This is a genomic window from Enterovirga sp. CN4-39 (assembly GCF_049446235.1).
Classification (GTDB): domain Bacteria; phylum Pseudomonadota; class Alphaproteobacteria; order Rhizobiales; family Beijerinckiaceae; genus Enterovirga.
The window spans coordinates 235,007-252,257 of the sequence record NZ_JBMSEF010000001.1 but is presented as its reverse complement, the minus strand read 5'-3'; the positions used below and the strand labels follow the sequence as shown (position 1 = coordinate 252,257).

At 66.8% G+C, this 17,251-nt stretch carries 19 protein-coding genes and 1 pseudogene; 12 read left to right on the top strand and 8 right to left on the bottom strand.

The features are described 5' to 3' along the window. The first annotated feature begins 168 nt into the window (after nucleotides 1-168). The 8 genes and pseudogenes from ACO2SS_RS01295 (at nucleotide 169) to ACO2SS_RS01260 (ending at nucleotide 6,825) form a co-directional block, all read left to right on the top strand. Nucleotides 169-1,749 (top strand): ATP-binding protein, encoded by a 1,581-nt coding sequence (locus tag ACO2SS_RS01295; RefSeq protein WP_423275745.1) that lies wholly within the window; start codon nucleotides 169-171, stop codon nucleotides 1,747-1,749. Beyond that, a complete protein-coding gene (locus tag ACO2SS_RS01290; protein ID WP_423275744.1) occupies nucleotides 1,746-2,450 on the top strand; it encodes a response regulator transcription factor in 705 nt (234 codons plus the stop codon). Before ACO2SS_RS01295 ends, ACO2SS_RS01290 begins: the two co-directional genes overlap by 4 nt. Before the next feature lie 125 nt (nucleotides 2,451-2,575). Further along, nucleotides 2,576-2,665: a pyrroloquinoline quinone precursor peptide PqqA gene (pqqA, locus tag ACO2SS_RS01285; protein ID WP_423275743.1), complete on the top strand. Its 90-nt coding sequence runs from the start codon at nucleotides 2,576-2,578 to the stop codon at nucleotides 2,663-2,665. Nucleotides 2,666-2,703: 38 nt separating this feature from the next. Next, nucleotides 2,704-3,600: a pyrroloquinoline quinone biosynthesis protein PqqB gene (gene pqqB / locus ACO2SS_RS01280; RefSeq protein ID WP_423276212.1), complete on the top strand. Its 897-nt coding sequence runs from the start codon at nucleotides 2,704-2,706 to the stop codon at nucleotides 3,598-3,600. Beyond that, a pseudogene (gene pqqC / locus ACO2SS_RS01275) lies at nucleotides 3,597-4,657 on the top strand (pyrroloquinoline-quinone synthase PqqC). Before pqqB ends, pqqC begins: the two are co-directional and overlap by 4 nt. Continuing rightward, on the top strand, nucleotides 4,654-5,787 hold the full coding sequence (gene pqqE, locus ACO2SS_RS01270) for a pyrroloquinoline quinone biosynthesis protein PqqE (protein WP_423275742.1): 1,134 nt from the start codon (nucleotides 4,654-4,656) through the stop codon (nucleotides 5,785-5,787). The pseudogene pqqC and the gene pqqE overlap by 4 nt, the downstream one beginning before the upstream one ends. Next, nucleotides 5,784-6,464, top strand: a complete 681-nt coding sequence (locus ACO2SS_RS01265; RefSeq protein ID WP_423275741.1) for a hypothetical protein — start codon at nucleotides 5,784-5,786, stop codon at nucleotides 6,462-6,464. The genes pqqE and ACO2SS_RS01265 overlap by 4 nt, the downstream gene beginning before the upstream one ends. Before the next feature lie 37 nt (nucleotides 6,465-6,501). Further along, nucleotides 6,502-6,825 (top strand): hypothetical protein, encoded by a 324-nt coding sequence (locus ACO2SS_RS01260; RefSeq protein WP_423276211.1) that lies wholly within the window; start codon nucleotides 6,502-6,504, stop codon nucleotides 6,823-6,825. Between the two features lie 2 nt (nucleotides 6,826-6,827). Here the strand turns inward: ACO2SS_RS01260 and ACO2SS_RS01255 are convergent, their stop codons facing one another. Beyond that, nucleotides 6,828-7,592: a quinoprotein dehydrogenase-associated SoxYZ-like carrier gene (locus ACO2SS_RS01255; protein WP_423275740.1), complete on the bottom strand. Its 765-nt coding sequence runs from the start codon at nucleotides 7,590-7,592 to the stop codon at nucleotides 6,828-6,830. A gap of 86 nt (nucleotides 7,593-7,678) precedes the next feature. Here ACO2SS_RS01255 and folP point away from each other — a divergent pair, with 86 nt between their 5' ends. Further along, nucleotides 7,679-8,524 carry a dihydropteroate synthase gene (gene folP, locus ACO2SS_RS01250; RefSeq protein WP_423275739.1) on the top strand — a complete coding sequence of 282 codons (846 nt, stop codon included), beginning with the start codon at nucleotides 7,679-7,681 and terminating at the stop codon, nucleotides 8,522-8,524. Further along, nucleotides 8,521-8,889, top strand: coding sequence for a dihydroneopterin aldolase (folB, locus tag ACO2SS_RS01245; protein WP_423275738.1), 369 nt, complete (start codon nucleotides 8,521-8,523; stop codon nucleotides 8,887-8,889). The genes folP and folB overlap by 4 nt, the downstream gene beginning before the upstream one ends. 6 nt (nucleotides 8,890-8,895) lie before the next feature. On the opposite strand, the gene ACO2SS_RS01240 is transcribed toward folB, so the two are convergent. The 4 genes from ACO2SS_RS01240 to xoxF5 all read right to left on the bottom strand — a co-directional run bounded on the left by ACO2SS_RS01240 (nucleotide 8,896) and on the right by xoxF5 (nucleotide 12,767). After that, nucleotides 8,896-9,405, bottom strand: coding sequence for a PQQ-dependent catabolism-associated CXXCW motif protein (locus ACO2SS_RS01240; RefSeq protein WP_423275737.1), 510 nt, complete (start codon nucleotides 9,403-9,405; stop codon nucleotides 8,896-8,898). A gap of 64 nt (nucleotides 9,406-9,469) precedes the next feature. Continuing rightward, complete coding sequence (locus ACO2SS_RS01235; protein ID WP_423275736.1) at nucleotides 9,470-10,330, bottom strand: quinoprotein dehydrogenase-associated putative ABC transporter substrate-binding protein; 861 nt, start codon at nucleotides 10,328-10,330, stop codon at nucleotides 9,470-9,472. Further along, nucleotides 10,320-10,775 carry a c-type cytochrome, methanol metabolism-related gene (locus ACO2SS_RS01230; RefSeq protein ID WP_423276210.1) on the bottom strand — a complete coding sequence of 152 codons (456 nt, stop codon included), beginning with the start codon at nucleotides 10,773-10,775 and terminating at the stop codon, nucleotides 10,320-10,322. The genes ACO2SS_RS01235 and ACO2SS_RS01230 overlap by 11 nt, the downstream gene beginning before the upstream one ends. A gap of 192 nt (nucleotides 10,776-10,967) precedes the next feature. Further along, complete coding sequence (xoxF5, locus tag ACO2SS_RS01225; protein ID WP_423275735.1) at nucleotides 10,968-12,767, bottom strand: lanthanide-dependent methanol dehydrogenase XoxF5; 1,800 nt, start codon at nucleotides 12,765-12,767, stop codon at nucleotides 10,968-10,970. Nucleotides 12,768-13,262: 495 nt separating this feature from the next. On the opposite strand from xoxF5, the gene ACO2SS_RS01220 reads away from it, so the two are divergent. Both ACO2SS_RS01220 and ACO2SS_RS01215 read left to right on the top strand, forming a co-directional pair. Then, on the top strand, nucleotides 13,263-14,045 hold the full coding sequence (locus ACO2SS_RS01220; RefSeq protein ID WP_423275734.1) for a pentapeptide repeat-containing protein: 783 nt from the start codon (nucleotides 13,263-13,265) through the stop codon (nucleotides 14,043-14,045). Continuing rightward, nucleotides 14,045-14,794: a DUF1194 domain-containing protein gene (locus ACO2SS_RS01215; RefSeq protein ID WP_423275733.1), complete on the top strand. Its 750-nt coding sequence runs from the start codon at nucleotides 14,045-14,047 to the stop codon at nucleotides 14,792-14,794. Before ACO2SS_RS01220 ends, ACO2SS_RS01215 begins: the two co-directional genes overlap by 1 nt. A 3-nt stretch (nucleotides 14,795-14,797) precedes the next feature. Here ACO2SS_RS01215 and ACO2SS_RS01210 read toward each other — a convergent pair whose 3' ends face one another. The 3 genes from ACO2SS_RS01210 to ACO2SS_RS01200 are packed head-to-tail and all read right to left on the bottom strand — an operon-like array spanning nucleotide 14,798 to nucleotide 17,203. Further along, on the bottom strand, nucleotides 14,798-15,745 hold the full coding sequence (locus tag ACO2SS_RS01210; protein WP_423275732.1) for a quinoprotein relay system zinc metallohydrolase 2: 948 nt from the start codon (nucleotides 15,743-15,745) through the stop codon (nucleotides 14,798-14,800). Beyond that, a complete protein-coding gene (locus ACO2SS_RS01205) occupies nucleotides 15,742-16,482 on the bottom strand; it encodes an ABC transporter ATP-binding protein (protein WP_423275731.1) in 741 nt (246 codons plus the stop codon). Before ACO2SS_RS01205 ends, ACO2SS_RS01210 begins: the two co-directional genes overlap by 4 nt. Beyond that, nucleotides 16,451-17,203: an ABC transporter permease gene (locus ACO2SS_RS01200; protein ID WP_423276209.1), complete on the bottom strand. Its 753-nt coding sequence runs from the start codon at nucleotides 17,201-17,203 to the stop codon at nucleotides 16,451-16,453. Before ACO2SS_RS01200 ends, ACO2SS_RS01205 begins: the two co-directional genes overlap by 32 nt. Nucleotides 17,204-17,251: the final 48 nt, after the last annotated feature.

The following is a 17,251-nucleotide window of genomic DNA, read 5'->3' as shown; positions in this document are numbered from 1 at the left end:
GCGGAATGGCAGCAGGGGCATCCCGACTGGAGGGTGAGGCGCTGGCGCTGTGCGTCTCCGCGCTCGATCTCGACCCCGATCTGACGTGAAGTACCGGGCGGCTTTCACGTAGCTGGACGAAGTGGCACTCTCACCGGGTCTTCGCAGGCGCGGAGTTCCGGAAGGGGCATGCGATCACTCCGGGTCAAGTTCGCACTCCTGGCAGGAAGCGTCGGCCTGTTCGCGATCGCCATCGCTGCCGGCCTTTTCTGGGCGCTGGCGGCTACCGACCAGGCGGTGGAGCGGACGCTATCCGCCCAGGCGCGTCTTGACCGGGTCGCGGAGCTTTCCGGACGGCTGACTCAATATGGCTTGGCCGCCGTGGACGCGGCCGGGACCGGGGCTCCGCAACTCGACCGGCTCCAGCGCGCCCGTGCCGATGTCGAGCAGGCGCTCGGCGGCGTCTCGGAGCATCTCGGCGAAGCCGTAGCGGAGAGAACCGACATCCTCGGGAAAACCGAGGCCGCCGGGCGCTCCCGCATGCTGGCGCGGCTTCGTGCGTCCGTCGGCCTGCTGGATCAGCAGATCCAAAACCTTCTGAAGGAGCCCGAGCCGTCCCGGCGTGTCGACGAGGTCCGCGGGGCCCTCAATGGCTTCGGGGCCGTGACGGGGCCGGCCCTGTCCGCTCTCGTGGACGCGGAGCGGCGAGCCGTGGAAGCGGCCTCCGTCCAGGCAAAGGCGCTCTCTGCCTCGCTCCGCACTCTCGTGCTCATCGTCATGCTCACGGCGCTGCTCGGGACCGTAATCGTCAACCGCGCAATAACCCGCCCGCTCCTCGCCAGGATCGACGCGATCCGAAGGGCCGCGAGCGCGATCGGGCACGGCGAGAGCTGGACCAGAATTCCGGTCCGGGAGCGCGACGAGCTCGGGCTGCTCATCGCGAGTTTCAACCGGATGGCGGCCCGCCTCGGTCGGAGGGAGCGGCGTCTCGCCGCAGACCGCGCTCAGCTTGAGGGGACGGTGGCGGAACGGACCGCCGATCTGCGGGCGGCCAACGATCGGCTCGCAGCGATCGACCGCTCCCGGCGCCGCTTCTTCGCCGATGTCAGCCACGAGCTGCGTACGCCCCTGACCGTGATCCTGGGCGAGTGCGACCTCGCCGCCCGCAACCCGCCTTCCGCGCCTTCCGAGGTCAGGAGCCTGGTCGGGACGATCCGCGTGCGGGCTCTAAGGCTGCAGCGCAGGGTGCAGGATCTTCTCCGCGTCGCCCGGTCCGAATCCGGACAGATCGAGCTCGACCCGCGGCCGGTAAGCGCGGTGGCAGTCCTGAGCGAGGCGGTCGAGTCCTGCGCAGGTGAGGCCGAGCGCCGGCGGATCGTCCTGGATTTCGACCCCGGCACGCAGGATGTCGAGATCCTGGCGGATGCCGAATGGCTGCGGCAAGTGGTCGAAGGCCTGATCGACAACGCTCTACGGCATGCGAGTGGCGCGACCCGGATCGTGGTGCGTCTCGCGGCAGGCAGGCTCGGCGCGTCGATCTCGGTCAGCGACGATGGCCCGGGCTTCCCCGAGCCGCAGGACCAGTTCCTGACCCGCTTCGCCCGGTCTGGACAGCGGTCTGGCGCAGCCGGCTTCGGAATCGGGCTGGCGCTCGCCGCCTGGATCGTCGAACATCACGGGGGAACGATCCGGCTCGAGAAGGCCGGACGGGAAGGCGGCGCCGAGGTGACGCTCGATTTACCCGCCTTGATCCGGGAGGACGCCGCATGACGCGTTTGCTCGTGGCGGAGGACGACAGCGATATTGCTGCGATGCTGGCCAGGGGGCTCGGGGCGGAGGGCTTTACCGTCCGGCTCGTTGCGGGCGCAGCCGAAGCGCTCACCGCCGCAAAAGAAGACCTGCCGGAGGCCGTGCTCCTCGACATCATGCTGCCGGACGGCTCGGGCTTCGACATATGCCGCCGCCTTCGGGAGGGCGGCTTCGCCGGACCGATCCTGTTTCTCAGCGCGAAGGACGAAATTCAGGACCGGGTGGAGGGATTGGGGCAGGGAGCGGACGACTACATCGTCAAACCGTTCTCCTTCGACGAGTTGGTCGCGCGGCTGCGGACGCACCTCCTTCGCCGGCAGGGAGCGGCGACCCCGCAGGCGGTCCTCAGTGCGGGCCGCATGAAGCTCGACACGACGACCCGCCAGGTGACCTTCGCGGATGCCCGCGTGCGGCTCACGCAGCGGGAAGCCGAACTCCTGGCGCTGCTGATGTCGCGGGCAAATCAACCGATCAGCCGTGGAGAGATCTTCGATCGCCTCTGGGCCGCGCATGGCGGCCTTTCGCTGAACGTCGTCGACGTTTATCTCGGTTACTTGCGGACCAAACTCGGCGACATCACGCGCATCGGCGGCCCGATCATCTCGACGGTGCGAGGCCGAGGCTTCCTGCTGGACCTGCGCGAGCCCGTTTACCGCGCCTGAGGCCCCGCGGCGCGCACTTGCACTCCGGCGAGCGAATAGCTAGCTTCTCCATTGAGATACGACAATCTCCGGATAAGACGTCTTATGATTTTCTTATCTCGATTTGTGCAGCGAGGGAGAGAAGCATGAAGTGGTCGAAGCCCGTTGTCCGTGAATACTGCGTCGGCATGGAAGTAACGAGCTACGAGTCGGCCGAGATCGACCCGCTCTTCTAGCCGTTCGAACACCGAGGGAGGTTTGCAGGGCCGTGTCCGTGCAGGCCATCGTCCTCGGCTCAGCAGCGGGCGGCGGCGTACCGCAATGGAATTGCCGCTGCCCGATCTGCGAACTGGCCTGGGCCGGTGACACGCGGGTCGTCCCGCGAACCCAATCCAGCCTCGCAATCTCCCCAGACGGGGAACGATGGTTGGTCGTGAACGCCTCCCCCGACATCCGCCAGCAGATCGCCTCGAAGCCTCAGCTTCAGCCGAAATCGCTCCGGGATTCGCCGATCGCTGCGATCCTCCTGACCAACGGCGACGTGGATCATGTGGCCGGGCTTCTCTCGCTGCGCGAGGGCCAGCCCTTCACGCTCCTCGCCACGGCCGAAATCCAGCGTTCGCTAAGACAAAACCGCATCTTCGACGTCCTCGCGCCGGAGCGCGTACGCCGCGTGGACGTTCGGCTTGATCAGCCTTTAGAGCCGCTTCCGGGACTTGTGGCGACCTTGTTCGCGGTGCCGGGCAAGGTGCCGCTCTGGCTCGAGGAGGACGAGGTCGCGATCGGCGGTGAGGGCGAGACAACGGTCGGCGTGATTTTCGAGTCGGCGGGCAGACGCATCGCCTATATCCCTGGCTGCGCTCAGGTGTCCCAGCCGCTGCGCCAGCGGGTGAAGGGTGTCGATCTGCTCCTCTTCGACGGGACCGTGCTGGAGGATGACGACCTGATCCGGGCCGGCGTGGGCAGCAAGACGGGCTGGCGCATGGGGCACGTCCCGATGCGGGGCGAAAACGGATCGCTCAAGCGCCTGTCGGACCTGCGGATCGGCCGCCGAGTTTATGTCCACATCAACAACACCAATCCCGTGCTCGTGGAGGGTTCCGACGAGCGGCGGGAGATCGAGGCGGCGGGTTGGACTGTCGCGCATGACGGGTTGAGCATATCGCTATGACGGACGGCATCGTCGACCGACCCTATGCCCCGGCATCCCGCTCGGAACTCCTTTCGCCCGAGGCCCTGGAGGCCGAGCTTCGCCAGATCGGGGCGCGGCGCTATCACAACCTGCACCCCTTCCACCGCCTCCTGCACGGCGGGAAGCTGACGCGCGATCAGGTCCGTGCCTGGGCGCTCAATCGCTATTATTACCAGGCGATGATCCCGGTGAAGGACGCCACGATCCTCTCCCGGATGAACGATCCGCAACTGCGCCGCATCTGGCGACAGCGCATCCTCGATCATGACGGCGAGAGCGAGCAGGATGGCGGCATCGAGCGCTGGCTGAAGCTGACGAGCAGCCTCGACCTGCCCCGGGACTATGTCACATCGACCCGCGGCATACTCCCCGGCACGCGCTTCGCCGTCGAGGCCTATGTTCATTTCTGCCGCGAGCGATCCCTGCTCGAAGCCATCGCGTCCTCCCTCACAGAGATGTTCTCTCCGAACATCATTTCGGAACGCGTCGCCGGCATGCTGGCGAACTACGACTTCGTCTCGCGCGACACGCTTACCTATTTCGACAAGCGCCTCACCCAGGCGCCGCGGGATGCGGATTTCGCGCTCGACTACGTGAAGGAGCATGCGACGACGCCCGCCCTGCAGGCGCAGGCCCTGGGCGCCCTGACATTCAAGACGGACGTGCTCTGGGCTCAGCTCGACGCCCTGCACTTCGCCTATGTCGAGCCGCGCCTGCCTTCGCCGGGAGCCTGGGTCCCGGGTGCGGAGAGCGAGGCATGACCGCCCTCTCACCCTTGGCGGTGCCCCGCCTTCCGCGTGGCGTCAGGATGCGGTTCGATTCGGTGCGAAACAGCCAGGTCCTGCTCGCGCCGGAGCGGACCTTCGACCTCGACGAGACCGCCACCGCAGTGCTGGCCCTCGTCGACGGGCAGCGCACGATTGCGCAGATCGCGACCGAGCTCGCCACGCGATATGACGCAGACCGGGCCGCGATCGAAGCCGATATCCTGCCCATGCTGAGCGACCTCGCCAGCAAACGGGTTCTCGAGACGTGAACGCGATCTCGCCCATTATCCCGGCTCCAATCGGCCTCCTTGCCGAGCTCACCCACCGTTGCCCGCTCCGCTGCCCCTATTGCTCGAACCCCCTGGAGCTGGACCGCCGCTCGGCCGAGCTGGACACGGCCACCTGGCAGCGCGTCCTCAGTGAGGCTGCAGATCTCGGCGTGCTGCATATCCACCTTTCCGGCGGCGAGCCGACCGCACGGGCTGACATCGTGGAGATCACGGCCCATTGCGCCGGGCTCGGGCTCTATTCGAACCTGATCACCTCCGGCGTCGCCGCCGCCATGCAGAAGCTCGAGCCGCTCGCCGCCGCGGGGCTCGATCACGTCCAGCTCTCCATCCAGTCGGCGGATGCCGCCAATGCCGAGCGGATCGGCGGGCTGCGCGGCGCACAGGAGCAGAAGCTCGCCTTCGGACAGAGGGTGGTGGAGCTCGGGCTTCCGCTGACCCTGAATGCCGTCATCCACCGCGGCAATATCGACGAGGTCGAGGCGATCATCGGGATCGCCGTCGAGATCGGGGCGCGCCGGCTCGAGATCGCCCACACCCAGTATTATGGCTGGGCCTACCTCAACCGGGCAGCGCTGATGCCGGCCCGCGCCGACGTAAGCCGCTCGATCGCCATCGTGGAAGCGGCACGGGAGCGCCTCGCGGGCCGTCTCGTGATCGACCTCGTGCTGCCCGACTACTATGCGAAGTACCCGAAGGCGTGTGCCGGAGGGTGGGGCCGCCGGCTGATCAACGTCACGCCGGCTGGCAAGGTCCTGCCCTGCCATGCGGCCGAGACGATCCAGGGCCTGGAATTCTGGCACGTCACCGACCGCGCGCTTGGCGACATCTGGCACCACTCGCCTGCCTTCAACGCCTATCGCGGCACCGACTGGATGCGTGAGCCCTGCCGGAGTTGCGCACGGCGCGAGTTGGACTGGGGTGGCTGCCGCTGCCAGGCGCTGGCTCTGGCGGGCGATGCCGCAGCCACCGACCCGGCCTGCTCGCTTTCTCCGCTCCACGCACGGATCGAGGCGCTGGCGCGCGCAGAATCGGCCACCGAGGTGGCCCCGGATTATCGCTACCGCGTAATCGGGGCGGCATCGCCCCGGGGCGAGGAGATGCCGGCGTGAGACCCTGGGCGGGAGCCGGATTGGCGCTCCTGCTCGCGGCAGGGACGGCGCCCGCCCAAGCGCCTGCTTCCCGCCCCGAAGCCCCGCCGGCAGCCGATCTCCTGTTCGAGACCCCGCAACTTGCGAATGTTCCGCCTGGGAGCGTCCTCACCTATCGCTATCACCGCGCAGGCGGGACGCCGGGCGAGCTCTTCGGTCCGCCGATCGAAGACACGATCCGCCTCACGATCGAACCCGGTCAAGCGCCAGGCGAGCGGACCGTCATCGTTCAGATGTTCACCGGCGCACTGCACAGGGCCGCCGGCCCCTTCGACAACACGAGCTCGAATCCGGCGCTCCTTCTCTTCCTGGAGCACCATCTGGGTGCGTTGGCGAGTGTCGTCGGCGGCAATCCTCGCTACCTGAAGAACGCCATCCGGGCAGCGCTTCGGGACAAGGCGACGGTCACGCCAGCGCTCATCCAGGTGGGTGGGAAGGCGGAGCCCGGCTGGGTCGTGGAGGTGCAGCCCTTCCTGGATGATCCCAAGAAGGACCTGATGCGCGGATTGCATTCCCTGCGCTTGCGCTTCCAGACGGCCGAGGCCGTGCCGGGTCACATCGTTTCGATCACCGCGGAGGCGGAAGCGCCCGAGGGGAAGCTGCTCGATGAGAGCCTCACTTTTGAGAGCGTGCACTAGGTCCGGCCGGTGGCCGGCACTCGTGACAGTCGGCGTGATGTGGCTGGCCTCGACCGCTCTCGCCCAGGACCTGAGCCAATCCGAGAACGATTATCCGACCGTAGCGCGGGCGGATTACGTGTTCGGCTGCATGGCCGCGAGCGGCCAGACGCGAGAGAGCCTCGAGCGCTGCTCCTGCTCGGTGGACGTGCTCGCCACCATCCTTCCCTACGACAAGTACGTGCAGGCCTCGACGGTGCTGTCGATGCGGCAGGGGCTCGGTGGGCGAGCCGGGACGTTCCGCAACGTCAAGATCTTCGACGACATGGTCGCCGACCTTCGCCGGGCGCAGGCCGAAGCGGAGGTCCGGTGCTACAGGTGATGTCAGGAGCCGGCGGCCGGGAATTCCTTGCGGAAGACCTGACCCTGCGTGTCCCGCGCCTCGACTGTCACCGGCTCACCGGTGCTGGCGTAGGAAAAGCGGATCGTCGGATCCTCGCTCAGCGAGATGCCGCCCGTCATCGACAGGAGCGGCCGATCGCCCTGGCGAATCTCGAGTTTCTCCACGTACCAGGCCGGCGTGTAGAGCCGCGTGACCTGATCCATCTGGAGTCCGGAATAGTTCGGGTGGCGAAGCTGCGCTTGCGCCTCCCCGCGTTCCGCAACGACGCGGAACCGCATCTCGCCGAGATGCGCCTTCGCCTCCACGGGATCCTTCGCAGCCGGCGCGGAGCAGCCTCCGGCTGCCTTTACGTAGGATTTCACCATCATGAGGCGACCGTCCTCCGTCTCGGCGATTGCCCGGACGAAGGAGTAGGAGTTCACCCGGATGCGGGTGGAGAACGCGAACTCGCCCCCTGCCCTCCCGATGTTGATCGTTCCCACCACGGGCGCCGGGTTCTCGTCCACGACGAGCGTGATCCGGCTCACTCTCGCTGCGGTATCACCCTTCAGCCGGACGGTGAGCGGGACAAGGGCCGCATCTTCAGCGCGCGTCGGCGCCTCCAGCGCGATCGTGCCGGCACCATCCTCGATCGGCCGGGCCCCGAGGATGTTCGCCCGGATCTCGCTCCAGGCCGTCTCGTCCTGGGCGGCGGCGGGGGCCAGGCTTCCCAAAAGGAAGGCGGCGGCGAGCAAAGTACTTCTCATCCCGGTTCTCCCGGCGAGACTAGCTCATATAGCACGGCGGCGGCCGAGGACGTAGTGTCTCCACGTCGCTACGGCGAGCATCGGGGATGAGCGAACCGAGCCGCCCGGGGCAGCCGAGCGCGCCCCTTCTTTCCGAACTGGGTCGCCGGACGCTCGTCATGGGCATCCTGAACGTCACGCCCGATTCCTTCTCGGACGGCGGCCTGTACCAGGCGCGCGAGGCTGCGCTCGCTCATGCGCTCCAGCTCGAGGCCGAAGGTGCGGATATCCTCGACATCGGGGGAGAATCCACTCGTCCCGGCTACGTTCCCGTTCCCGCCGAGGAGGAACAGGCTCGCGTCATCTCCGTGATCGAGGCCATCGCGCCTCGGCTCGGGATCCCTATCTCGATCGACACCTACAAGGCCTCGACGGCCCGCGCAGCCCTCGCCGCCGGTGCCACGATCGTGAATGATATCTGGGGCCTGCAGCGGGACCCCGACATCGCCAGTGTCGCCGCCGAGCACGGCGCGCCGGTGATCGTCATGCACAATCGCGAGACGATCGATCCCAGCCTCGACATCATGGACGAGATGCGAGCCTTCTTCGGCCGGTCTCTGGAGATTGCACGGCAGGCAGGCATCCCTGACCGTCACGTCATTCTCGATCCCGGGATCGGCTTCGGAAAGAGCTGGGAGCAGCATCTCGAGGCCTTGCGCCGCCTGCCGGAACTGAAGGCGCTCGGCTTCCCCATCCTGGTCGGCGTATCGCGGAAATCGATCCTCGGGCGCGTGCACAATGCGAGCACGGTTCCCCGAGAACGCCTGTTCGGCTCGATATCCGCCCACGTCCTGGCGGCGACGCTCGGTGCCGATGTCGTGCGGGTCCACGACGTGCGCGAGCACGTGGAGGCGATGCAAGTAGTCGACGCAGTCATGAGGCGGCCGGGATGAGGGACCGCATCATCCTGCAGCGCATCGCGATCTACGCCTACCATGGCGTGCTTGCGGAGGAGGAGCGGATCGGCCAGCGCTTCTACGTGTCGCTCGATTGTCGCCTGGACCTCGCCGAGGTCGGCCGGACCGACAGTCTCCTGAACGGCGTCTCGTATGCGGATCTCGCCAGGATCGCGACCGAGATCGCAACCGAGCGCCGCTTCCGGACGATCGAGGCGCTCGCGGAAACGATCGCGGGCGAACTGCTCGCGGGGTTCGCCCGTCTGGAGGCCGTGACCGTGAGGATCGAGAAGCCGGGCGCGCCAGTCCCCGCGATCCTCGACGGCATCCTGGTCGAGATCACACGCCAGCGCGCGACCTGAGCGAGCTCAATCAGCGGGCTCGATCACCTCCAGCGGCAGCCCCGCCTCGCGCCATCCATCCGTGCCGTCCGGATACCAGTGCACAGACTTGTATCCCATGGCGAGCGCGCGCTTCGCGCCGTTCCACGACATCCAGCAATCGCGCAGGCAGAAGAAGACGAGCGGCCGGTCGGGCCGGGCCGCGGCGGCGGCGTTCAATCGGGTGCTGAAATAGCTCTCCGTCTCGGGCGCGAGCTCCCCGTAGCCCGTGTTCACCAACCATAACGCGCCCGGAATGCTCTCGTGCGGCGCCGTGCGCCAAAGCGTGCCGGCCGGCAAGTTTGCGGGCCTGGGTGCACGCGGCATGAGGTCAATGAATATCGCGCCGGCCCGCCAGAGCCCTTCCGCCTGCTCGGTGGTAACCACGACGGCGCCCGCGAGCGTCGCCGGCGTGGACGTGCGGTAGTTGTCGAGCTTGTACCCCTCAGGCTCAGGCGGAGGCGGATTGGCCACGGTGTAGTCGAGCGAAAGCAGCATGCACGCTGCGGAAAGGACTGCCCGGACCAGTCCCCGCGGCGCGCTCAGGATTGGCGCCCGGACATCAGGGCCTGCCGCCGGAAAGCGAGGCGGCGCCGATGAGATGGTTCTCGTCGTCGACGAGCGGCACATCGTAGTCCTGCAGCACCTTCTGGATCTCGGCCCGCTTCTGCCTGAGGATCCGGTCCAGCGTCCTTTTCCAGGCATGCTCGTTCGGTCGGACCGCCAGCGCGATGCGGAAGCTGAGCGCGGGACGGTCCGTCTCGTGCAGGAGAGGCACGATTTCGAGACCGCCTGCCCGGCGGGCCAGGGCTCCCGCAGCCGGTCCCCATAGGACCGCGACGTCCAGCGCGCCCGAGGCGACATCGTCGATCATCGCCGAGGCCGGGGTTGCGTTGCGGTCGCTGCCCAGGATGTAGGGCGAGTAGGGCCGCACCTGCTCGATCAATCCATGTTCGGCCAGGTGATCACCGGGAGGCGTCCCGGCGACCATCCCGATGCGCCTGCCCTTGAGCGCAGGGTCGCCCAGGCTCGTGACGCCCGGGAGTGCCCCGCGCCGGGCGACGAGGACATACGTTGAGCGATAATAGGGGCTCGTGTGCAGGACGAGTTCCGTCCCTGTCGCATAGCCGATGATGACGTCGCAGAGCTTCATGCCGAGCGTGTTGTGGACGAAACCCGGTCCTTTCTGGAGCCAGTAATAGCGCGTCGGCACCCCGAGGGCGGAGGCGATGATCTCGGCGATCCTGTTCTCGAACCCCTCGCCCTTGCGGTTGGAAAGCGGCAGGTCGGCAGGATCGGCGCAGACCCGCAGCACCTCCGGCGTGACGAGATCCGGCAGTTCCTGGCCAACAGTGCTCGCCGCTGCGGTCAGCGACAGTGCCGCAGCGAGCGATGGCAGAGCGCGGTGCAGCCTAGCCGCCAAGGCAGGTCTTCTCCGCGGCGACCGCCGCCTCCGGCTTTTGTTCGCGCTCGTTCGGACGAACACGCCCGAGCGCGTCGTCTGCCCGTGCCCGGAGATAGACATAGATGTCGTCCAGATAACACATCACGTTCATGTTCGTGCCGAATGACGGCATCACGTTGTGTGCCGAGGCATTCACATTCTGGCGCCCCTGGACGACGATCTCCGTAAATTGCTGGTAGGTCAGGTTCTTCGCAGAATCGACGAGCGAGGGCGCGTAGGTCGAACCCATTCCGTCGGGCCCGTGACAGACATGGCATTCGGCGTGGTAGCGGCGATAACCAGAATACGTATACCAGTCGACCTTCCCGTTGGCCGAGATGTTGTATGTCGGCACGTCGTCAGCGTCGAAATACTTGCCGTCGTCCGATCTCGCCGGCTTCTTCGGCTCGGCAGCAGCGCCCATGACCAGGGCTGCCAGAGCAACGGCGCTCATGACGACTTTTCGTGAAGCCGCCCTCACATGCATGTTCCTGAGCAAGGAAAACCCTCCACCGAGGCAGTCTTGGCCCGCAGGCCAGGCCTCTGCTGCGCGGAAATGAAGACGCGAATGACCGGCGCGGAAGACCGCGCCGGTCAGGAGACTCAGCTCAAGCTCTCAATCGGCGAGGGTGAAGACGGTCAGCTGCCCGCCGAGCGCCGTGTAATTGGCGAGCGCCGCATAGCCGCCCACCGCTCCGAGACCCGCGCTCGGATCCGTCAGGCCCGCCGCCAGGCCGATGCCAGCCCACCCGCCGACGCCGGACAGCACACCCACATACTGCTTCCCATTGTGGGTGTAGGTCATGACGTTGCCGATGATGCCGGACGGGGTCTTGAACTTGAACAGCTCACGTCCGGTCTTGGAGTCCACCGCCTTCAGGTAGCCTTCCAGCGTGCCATAGAAGACGATGTCGCCGGCCGTAGCCAGTGCGCCTGACCAGACCGAGAAGAGCTCCTTGTTGCTCCAGGCGATCTTGCCGGTCCGGGCATCCCACGCGATAAAATTGCCCATCCCGCCGTGGCTGTTCGGCGCGGGATACATCGCGAGCGTCGCACCCACATAGGGTTGTCCCGGCGTGTAGCTCACCCGGAACGGCTCGTAGTCCATGCAGACGTGGTTCGTCGGCACGTAGAACAGGCCGGTCTTCGGCGAGAAGGCGGCCGGCTGCTGGTCCTTGGTCCCAAGTGCCGCCGGGCAGATCCCCTTCGTGTTCACGTCCTCGCCGTTCTGTTCGGTCGAGTAGCGCGAGACGACGAGAGGACGCCCATAGGTCTTGGACGACTTGTCCATGTCGACCTTCGTGGCCCAGTTCACCGCGGGATCGTACTTCTCGGCGACAAGCAATTCGCCGTTGATCCGATCGAGCGTGTAGGCAAACCCGTTGCGATCGAAGTGAACGAGAAGCTTACGATCCTGCCCGTTGATAGGCTGATCGGCCAGGATCATCTCGTTGACGCCGTCGTAGTCCCACTCATCATGAGGGGTCATCTGATAGACCCACTTCGCCATGCCGGTTTCGGGATTGCGCGCGAAGATGGTCATCGACCACTTGTTGTCGCCCGGCCGCTGCTTCGGGTTCCAGGTCGAAGGGTTGCCGGAGCCGTAATAGACGAGGTTCGCCTGTGGGTCGTAGGAGTACCATCCCCAGGTGCACCCGCCGCCGGTCTTCCACTGATCGCCCTGCCAAGTCTTCAGGCTGGAATCCTTCCCGACCGGCTTGCCAAGCTCGGTCGTCGTTGCAGGATCGATCAGCATCTCCTCGTCGGGCCCCATCGAATAGGCACGCCACGCCTGCTTGCCGGTCTTCATGTCATAGGCGGTCACGTGGCAGCGAGCGCCGTATTCGCCGCCGGAGACGCCGACGATGATTTTGTCCTTCACGGGCAGTACGGTTGCAGTATTCGTCTCGCCCTTCTTCGGGTCGCCGTTCACGACCTTCCAGGCTTCCTTGCCCGTCTTTGCGTCGAGGGCGACGAGCGTCGTGTCGGCCTGATGCAGGAAGATCTTGCCGTCAGCATAGGCAAGGCCGCGGTTGACCGTGTCGCAGCACATGACCGGGATCACGTTCGGATCCTGCTTCGGCTCGTATTTCCAGATGATCTTGCCGTCGCCATTGAGGTCCAGCGCATAGACGATGTTCGGGAACGGGGTATGAACGTACATCACGTCGCCGATGACCAGCGGCGATCCTTCGTGACCGCGGAGAACGCCGGTCGAGAATGTCCAGGCAACTTTTAGCTTGTTGACGTTCGACCCATTGATTTGATCGAGTTTTGAATAACGCGTATTCGCATAGTCTACTGTCTGCAGGACTTGTTGATTTGGATCCTGCGTTAGTTTCATCACTTCGTCGTTGGCGAGCGCCGGTGACATACCGACCAACCCAACGGCGGCTAGCACTCCGTGAGCTCTCATTGCTTCCTCCCGACAGGACGCAACCGACGCTGCGCCGCAAGGCGCCTCGGCGGAATAATCCCGCAATTCGCAATGGGGATGTCGGAGCCTCGACAGCGTGTCACGACCGGCTGTCGCCTGGACTCACGCGGTGCCTGGGCGGCCGCCAAGTCTGCGAGACCTCACCTTCCCCCGATGAGGCCGTTTGAAGCCGAAGCTTAAGAGGAGCGTAAGACCGTTATCCTCCCGCCGTCAATACTAGCCTCAATTACATCAGAAGATATTGTCACCCTCCCTGTCAACACCATGTCGATGCTTCCTTGCGGCGCAATATCTTCGTGCTGCGTTGCACGAGTATCTAGCTAGAAAGTCATAGTACGGTTCTGTCGATTTGGATTTCATTGTCGACCGGCAAATAAGATCTTAATCAATATGGCTCCGATGCGTTCGGGGAGCAGAGCGCGGCCAATGACGCAACAGCCCCTTGCTTCAAGCGGCCGCTCTCGCATGCGGGCCTTGCGCCGCCTCCGGTGGACCGTTGCCGGGCTCGCCGTCGTCGCGGTGGCGGCCGGTGCACCGAAGTCCGCCGACCTGTCGCAACGGGATCTCGCGCGCCTCGCTGCCGATCCGGAGAGGCTGCGGGCCGCGGATCTCGCCGGCAAGGATCTGAGCGCGCTCGACCTCAGCGAACTCGACCTGCGCGGCGCTGCCCTGCCTTCCGTCGACCTGTTCGGCGCCGACCTGACACGCACGGATCTACGCGGCGCGAAGCTCGTCGGCGCGCGCCTCGATCGGGCCGTCATCATCGGCACCAGCTTCGCCGACGCCGATCTATCCCAGGCCTCGCTCCTGCGCGTCGCGGCGTTCTCCGGGCTCGCGGCAAGCCGCGACGAGGCCCCTAACTTCGCCCGGGCGAAGCTCGCCGGGGCGACCATCATCGGGCGCCTCGCTCACGCGGATCTTCGAGGCGCGGATCTCCGCCACGCCCGCATCGGGCAGACTGCCCGCCCGGATCGAAACCCAATGATCGAGGCGCTGACGCCCACCGACCTCACGGCCTCGGACATGAGCGGTGCGCGGCTCGAGGATGCAGACCTCAGTGGCGTGCGGCTGGCGTTCGCTTCGCTCGTCGGCGCAAATCTGCGCGGCGCCAAACTCCACCGGGCAGACCTGACCGGCGCGAACCTTACCGGGGCGGATCTCACGGGAGCGGACCTGACCGGAGCCGTTCTGGACCAAGCATTGCTTAGTGGTGCGCTTGGCCTCGACCCGTCGTTGCTCGCCAGCGTGCGGCCCTGATGCGCCTCGCGGTGCTCGTCTTGCTCCTTTGCGCCGGGCCGGCGGTGGCCGCCCTCGGCGAGCCTGCACCGGCACCACTTCCGGCCCGCATTGGAACGGCCCTCATCCTCGCGGTCGACGTATCGGGATCCGTTGATGCCGAGCGGTTCCGCCTGCAGCGCGACGGGATCGCGGATGCCCTCTCCGATCCGGCCGTGCAGAACGTCCTCCTGAGCCCCGCCGCGGCGCCGCTGGTGATCACAGTCGTGACCTGGGCGGACCGCGCCCGTATTGCCGTCCCCTGGACGCCGCTCGCCACCCTCGACGACATGAGGGCCTTCGCGCTTCGGGTAGGCAAGATCGATCGGGTGGGAGGCAGCTTCACCTGCGTGTCCGCGATGCTCGGCTTCATTGCTGATCGGGTCCTCGCGAGCCTGCCCTCCCCTGCCCGGCACAGCATCGTGGACGTCTCGGGTGACGGGAGCGAGAACTGCAATCCGAGCGCTCCCGCCTCGGCGCGGCGCGACGAACTCGTCGCACTCGGGGCGACGATCAATGGGCTGCCGATCCTTGAAGGACGCGAGGCCGCGACGATCGAGGACTGGTACGCCCAGAACGTCATCGGCGGGCAGAGCGCCTTCACCATCGCTGCACGCGACTTCGGCGATGTCGGGCGCGCGATGCGGCTCAAGTTCACGACCGAGGTCAGTCGCTCCAGGCAGGACGACAGCGCCGTGCGTTTCGCGGACCATGCAGCGGGGCGGCCTTAGCCGCTACTCCCACTCCAGCTCGTGATAGGCGGAGGTGGCGTTCCGGGCATTGAACGCCTCGAACAACTCCCAGCGCCCCGCCTCCCCCCGCGCCGCGCCCCGCGCGGCTTCCTCGATCGTGCCTCCCCCCTTCACGACCGCCCGCACATCGGCCTCGAGGCTCTGGAGATAGCGGCCGAGCGGCTCGGCGGCCTGCGGCCATGGCATCGACGCCGGCCCATGACCCGGCACCACCCGCGCGGCCTGCCGAGAGACGAGGGTCCGCAGGTTTGCGATCCAGCCCCTCAGCGAGCCATCGAGCGCCGGGAGATGGCGGGCGAAGAGCAGGTCGCCAAGGAACCAGGTGCCCGTCGCCTCGTCGAACACCGTGAGGTCGCTATCCGTATGGCCCGTCGGCCAGGCCTCCAGCCGGATCCGGCGAAGCCCGAGATCGAGAAGCAGCGGTCCAGAGACGAGCCGGGTCGGCGACACGATTCGCGTGCCCGCGAAAGCCGAACCGATCAGGGCCTCGTTGGCCGAGAGGTACTGGGCAGCCCGCGCGGCAAGCGCGTCTGGAAGCCGCGCGTGGCCGATGAACTCCGCCCCCGAACTCGCGAAGGCGGCGTTGCCGAGGAGGTGGTCCGGATGAACGTGCGTGTTGACGACATATCGGATCGGAAGGGTGGTTCGGGCCCGTATCGCGGCCAGCAGGCGTTCGCCGACACGCCTGCTCCCGCCCGTGTCGATCACCGCCACCGCATCGCGCCCGACGATGAAGCCGAGATTGGCGATCGCACCCTGATTTCCCGGCGCGGCGAGTTCGATCTGGGCCTCGAACACGAAGACCCCTGTCGCGATCTCCTGGACCGGCAGGGGATCGTCGGCTTGGGCCGGAGCGGGCGAGATCCGCCCTAACCCGGCACACAGGAGCGCGAGGCCGAGCCAGGCGCCGCTCAGGGCACGTCGCGTCATTCGGCCACCACCTCGGGATAGGTCCGCGCCAGCTCCGCCCGCATGCGCTCCGCCCAGCCGCGGCTGCGCGCCGCTGCCGGCTCGTGGATCGCGAGATCGGCGAGCACCGTCGCCGGACGCGGGCTGAGCAGCAACAAGCGATCCGCCGCCTGTACGGCCTCGACCAGGTCGTGAGTCACCAGCAGCACCGCGCAGGAGAGGCGCTGCGCCTCCGCGAAGACGAGCCGCCGCAGCTCCGAGGCGGCCTGGTCGTCGAGCGATACGAAGGGCTCATCCAGGACAAGCAGTTCCGGTCCGATTGCCAGCGCGCGGGCGAGCGCGACGCGGCGCGCCATGCCGAGCGAAAGTTCGCCCGGGAACCGACTGCGCCAGGGTTCGAGGCCGAGGCCGGCGAAGAGAAAGTCCAGGTTGCGATCCCGGTCGCGGCGCGGCAGGGCGAGCCGCACGTTCGTCTCGACGTCGCGCCAGGGCAGAAGGCGCGGCTCCTGGAAGACCGCCGCGCTCCTGATGCGCGCTGGATCGGGTTCCACCTTCCCGTCGAAGTCGCGGTCGAGCCCCAGGACGATGCGGAGCGTCGTGCTCTTTCCCGCGCCGGAGGCGCCCATGATGCAGAGCGTCTCTGCCTCCTTGATCTCGAACCGGAGATCCCGCAGCGCCTCCACCTCGCCCGCCCGCGAGTGATACACCTTCCGCCGGATCTCGACCCTAAGCGGGAACGGCGCGCCAGCGGGCAGCATGCGTCTCGATCGGCCTCAGCACGAAAAGGTCGAGGGCCAGCATCACAGCAGTGAATACGAGGCTGTAGCCGAACAGCGCCGCGATATCGAAGAGCTGGAAATAGTAGGAGATCGCGTAGCCGACACCGCTCGGGCGGCCGAGCAGTTCCGCGACCAGCACGATCTTCCAGGCAAGCGAAAGCCCGGAACGGGCCGCCGCGATCATGTAGGGCTGGAGTTGCGGCAGGAGGACGTGCCGCGCCCATGTGACCCGGTCGAACCGGAAGGCAGCGCGCATCTCCTCGAGCTGCGGGTCGATGCTCCTCGCCCCCTCCCGCACGATGACCGCAACATTGGGCAGCTTGTTCACCGCAACAGCCATGATCGCGGCGGTCTCGGTGAGGCCAAGCCACACGTAGCAGAGCACTGTCACGACCAGCGCGGGCGTGTTGAGCAACAGCCCGAGCCACGTGTCGAACACACGGTTCGCCGCACGAGACCGCCCGAGCATGATGCCGAGGACCGTCCCGAGGACCATCGCCAAGGCGAAGGAGGCAGCGACCCGGATCAGCGTCGCCCCGACATTCCGCCCAAGCTCGCCCGATCGTGCCTCGCTCGCGACGAAGCTGGCCACGGCAGCGGGGCTCGGAAGAGCGCGCGAGTCGGCGAGTGCGGAACCGAGTTCCCAGGCGGCCGACAGAGCCGCGACGGAGAGGAGACGCGCGGCGACCTCGCCTCCGATTACTTCCTTGCCGATTGCCGCGAACTGCTCCTTCAGGTGCGTGTCGCG

What these genes read in the sequence shown, in the direction of transcription:
- pqqA (WP_423275743.1), top strand. Translation starts at nt 2,576, where the DNA reads ATGAAGTGGTCGAAGCCCGTTGTCCGTGAATACTGCGTCGGCATGGAA.
- ACO2SS_RS01255 (WP_423275740.1), bottom strand. Translation starts at nt 7,592, where the DNA reads ATGAGAAGTACTTTGCTCGCCGCCGCCTTCCTTTTGGGAAGCCTGGCC.
- folP (WP_423275739.1), top strand. Translation starts at nt 7,679, where the DNA reads ATGAGCGAACCGAGCCGCCCGGGGCAGCCGAGCGCGCCCCTTCTTTCC.
- ACO2SS_RS01210 (WP_423275732.1), bottom strand. Translation starts at nt 15,745, where the DNA reads ATGACGCGACGTGCCCTGAGCGGCGCCTGGCTCGGCCTCGCGCTCCTG.
- ACO2SS_RS01205 (WP_423275731.1), bottom strand. Translation starts at nt 16,482, where the DNA reads ATGCTGCCCGCTGGCGCGCCGTTCCCGCTTAGGGTCGAGATCCGGCGG.
- ACO2SS_RS01215 (WP_423275733.1), top strand. Translation starts at nt 14,045, where the DNA reads ATGCGCCTCGCGGTGCTCGTCTTGCTCCTTTGCGCCGGGCCGGCGGTG.
- ACO2SS_RS01240 (WP_423275737.1), bottom strand. Translation starts at nt 9,405, where the DNA reads ATGCTGCTTTCGCTCGACTACACCGTGGCCAATCCGCCTCCGCCTGAG.
- ACO2SS_RS01290 (WP_423275744.1), top strand. Translation starts at nt 1,746, where the DNA reads ATGACGCGTTTGCTCGTGGCGGAGGACGACAGCGATATTGCTGCGATG.
- xoxF5 (WP_423275735.1), bottom strand. Translation starts at nt 12,767, where the DNA reads ATGAGAGCTCACGGAGTGCTAGCCGCCGTTGGGTTGGTCGGTATGTCA.
- ACO2SS_RS01295 (WP_423275745.1), top strand. Translation starts at nt 169, where the DNA reads ATGCGATCACTCCGGGTCAAGTTCGCACTCCTGGCAGGAAGCGTCGGC.
- ACO2SS_RS01230 (WP_423276210.1), bottom strand. Translation starts at nt 10,775, where the DNA reads ATGGGCGCTGCTGCCGAGCCGAAGAAGCCGGCGAGATCGGACGACGGC.
- folB (WP_423275738.1), top strand. Translation starts at nt 8,521, where the DNA reads ATGAGGGACCGCATCATCCTGCAGCGCATCGCGATCTACGCCTACCAT.
- ACO2SS_RS01260 (WP_423276211.1), top strand. Translation starts at nt 6,502, where the DNA reads ATGTGGCTGGCCTCGACCGCTCTCGCCCAGGACCTGAGCCAATCCGAG.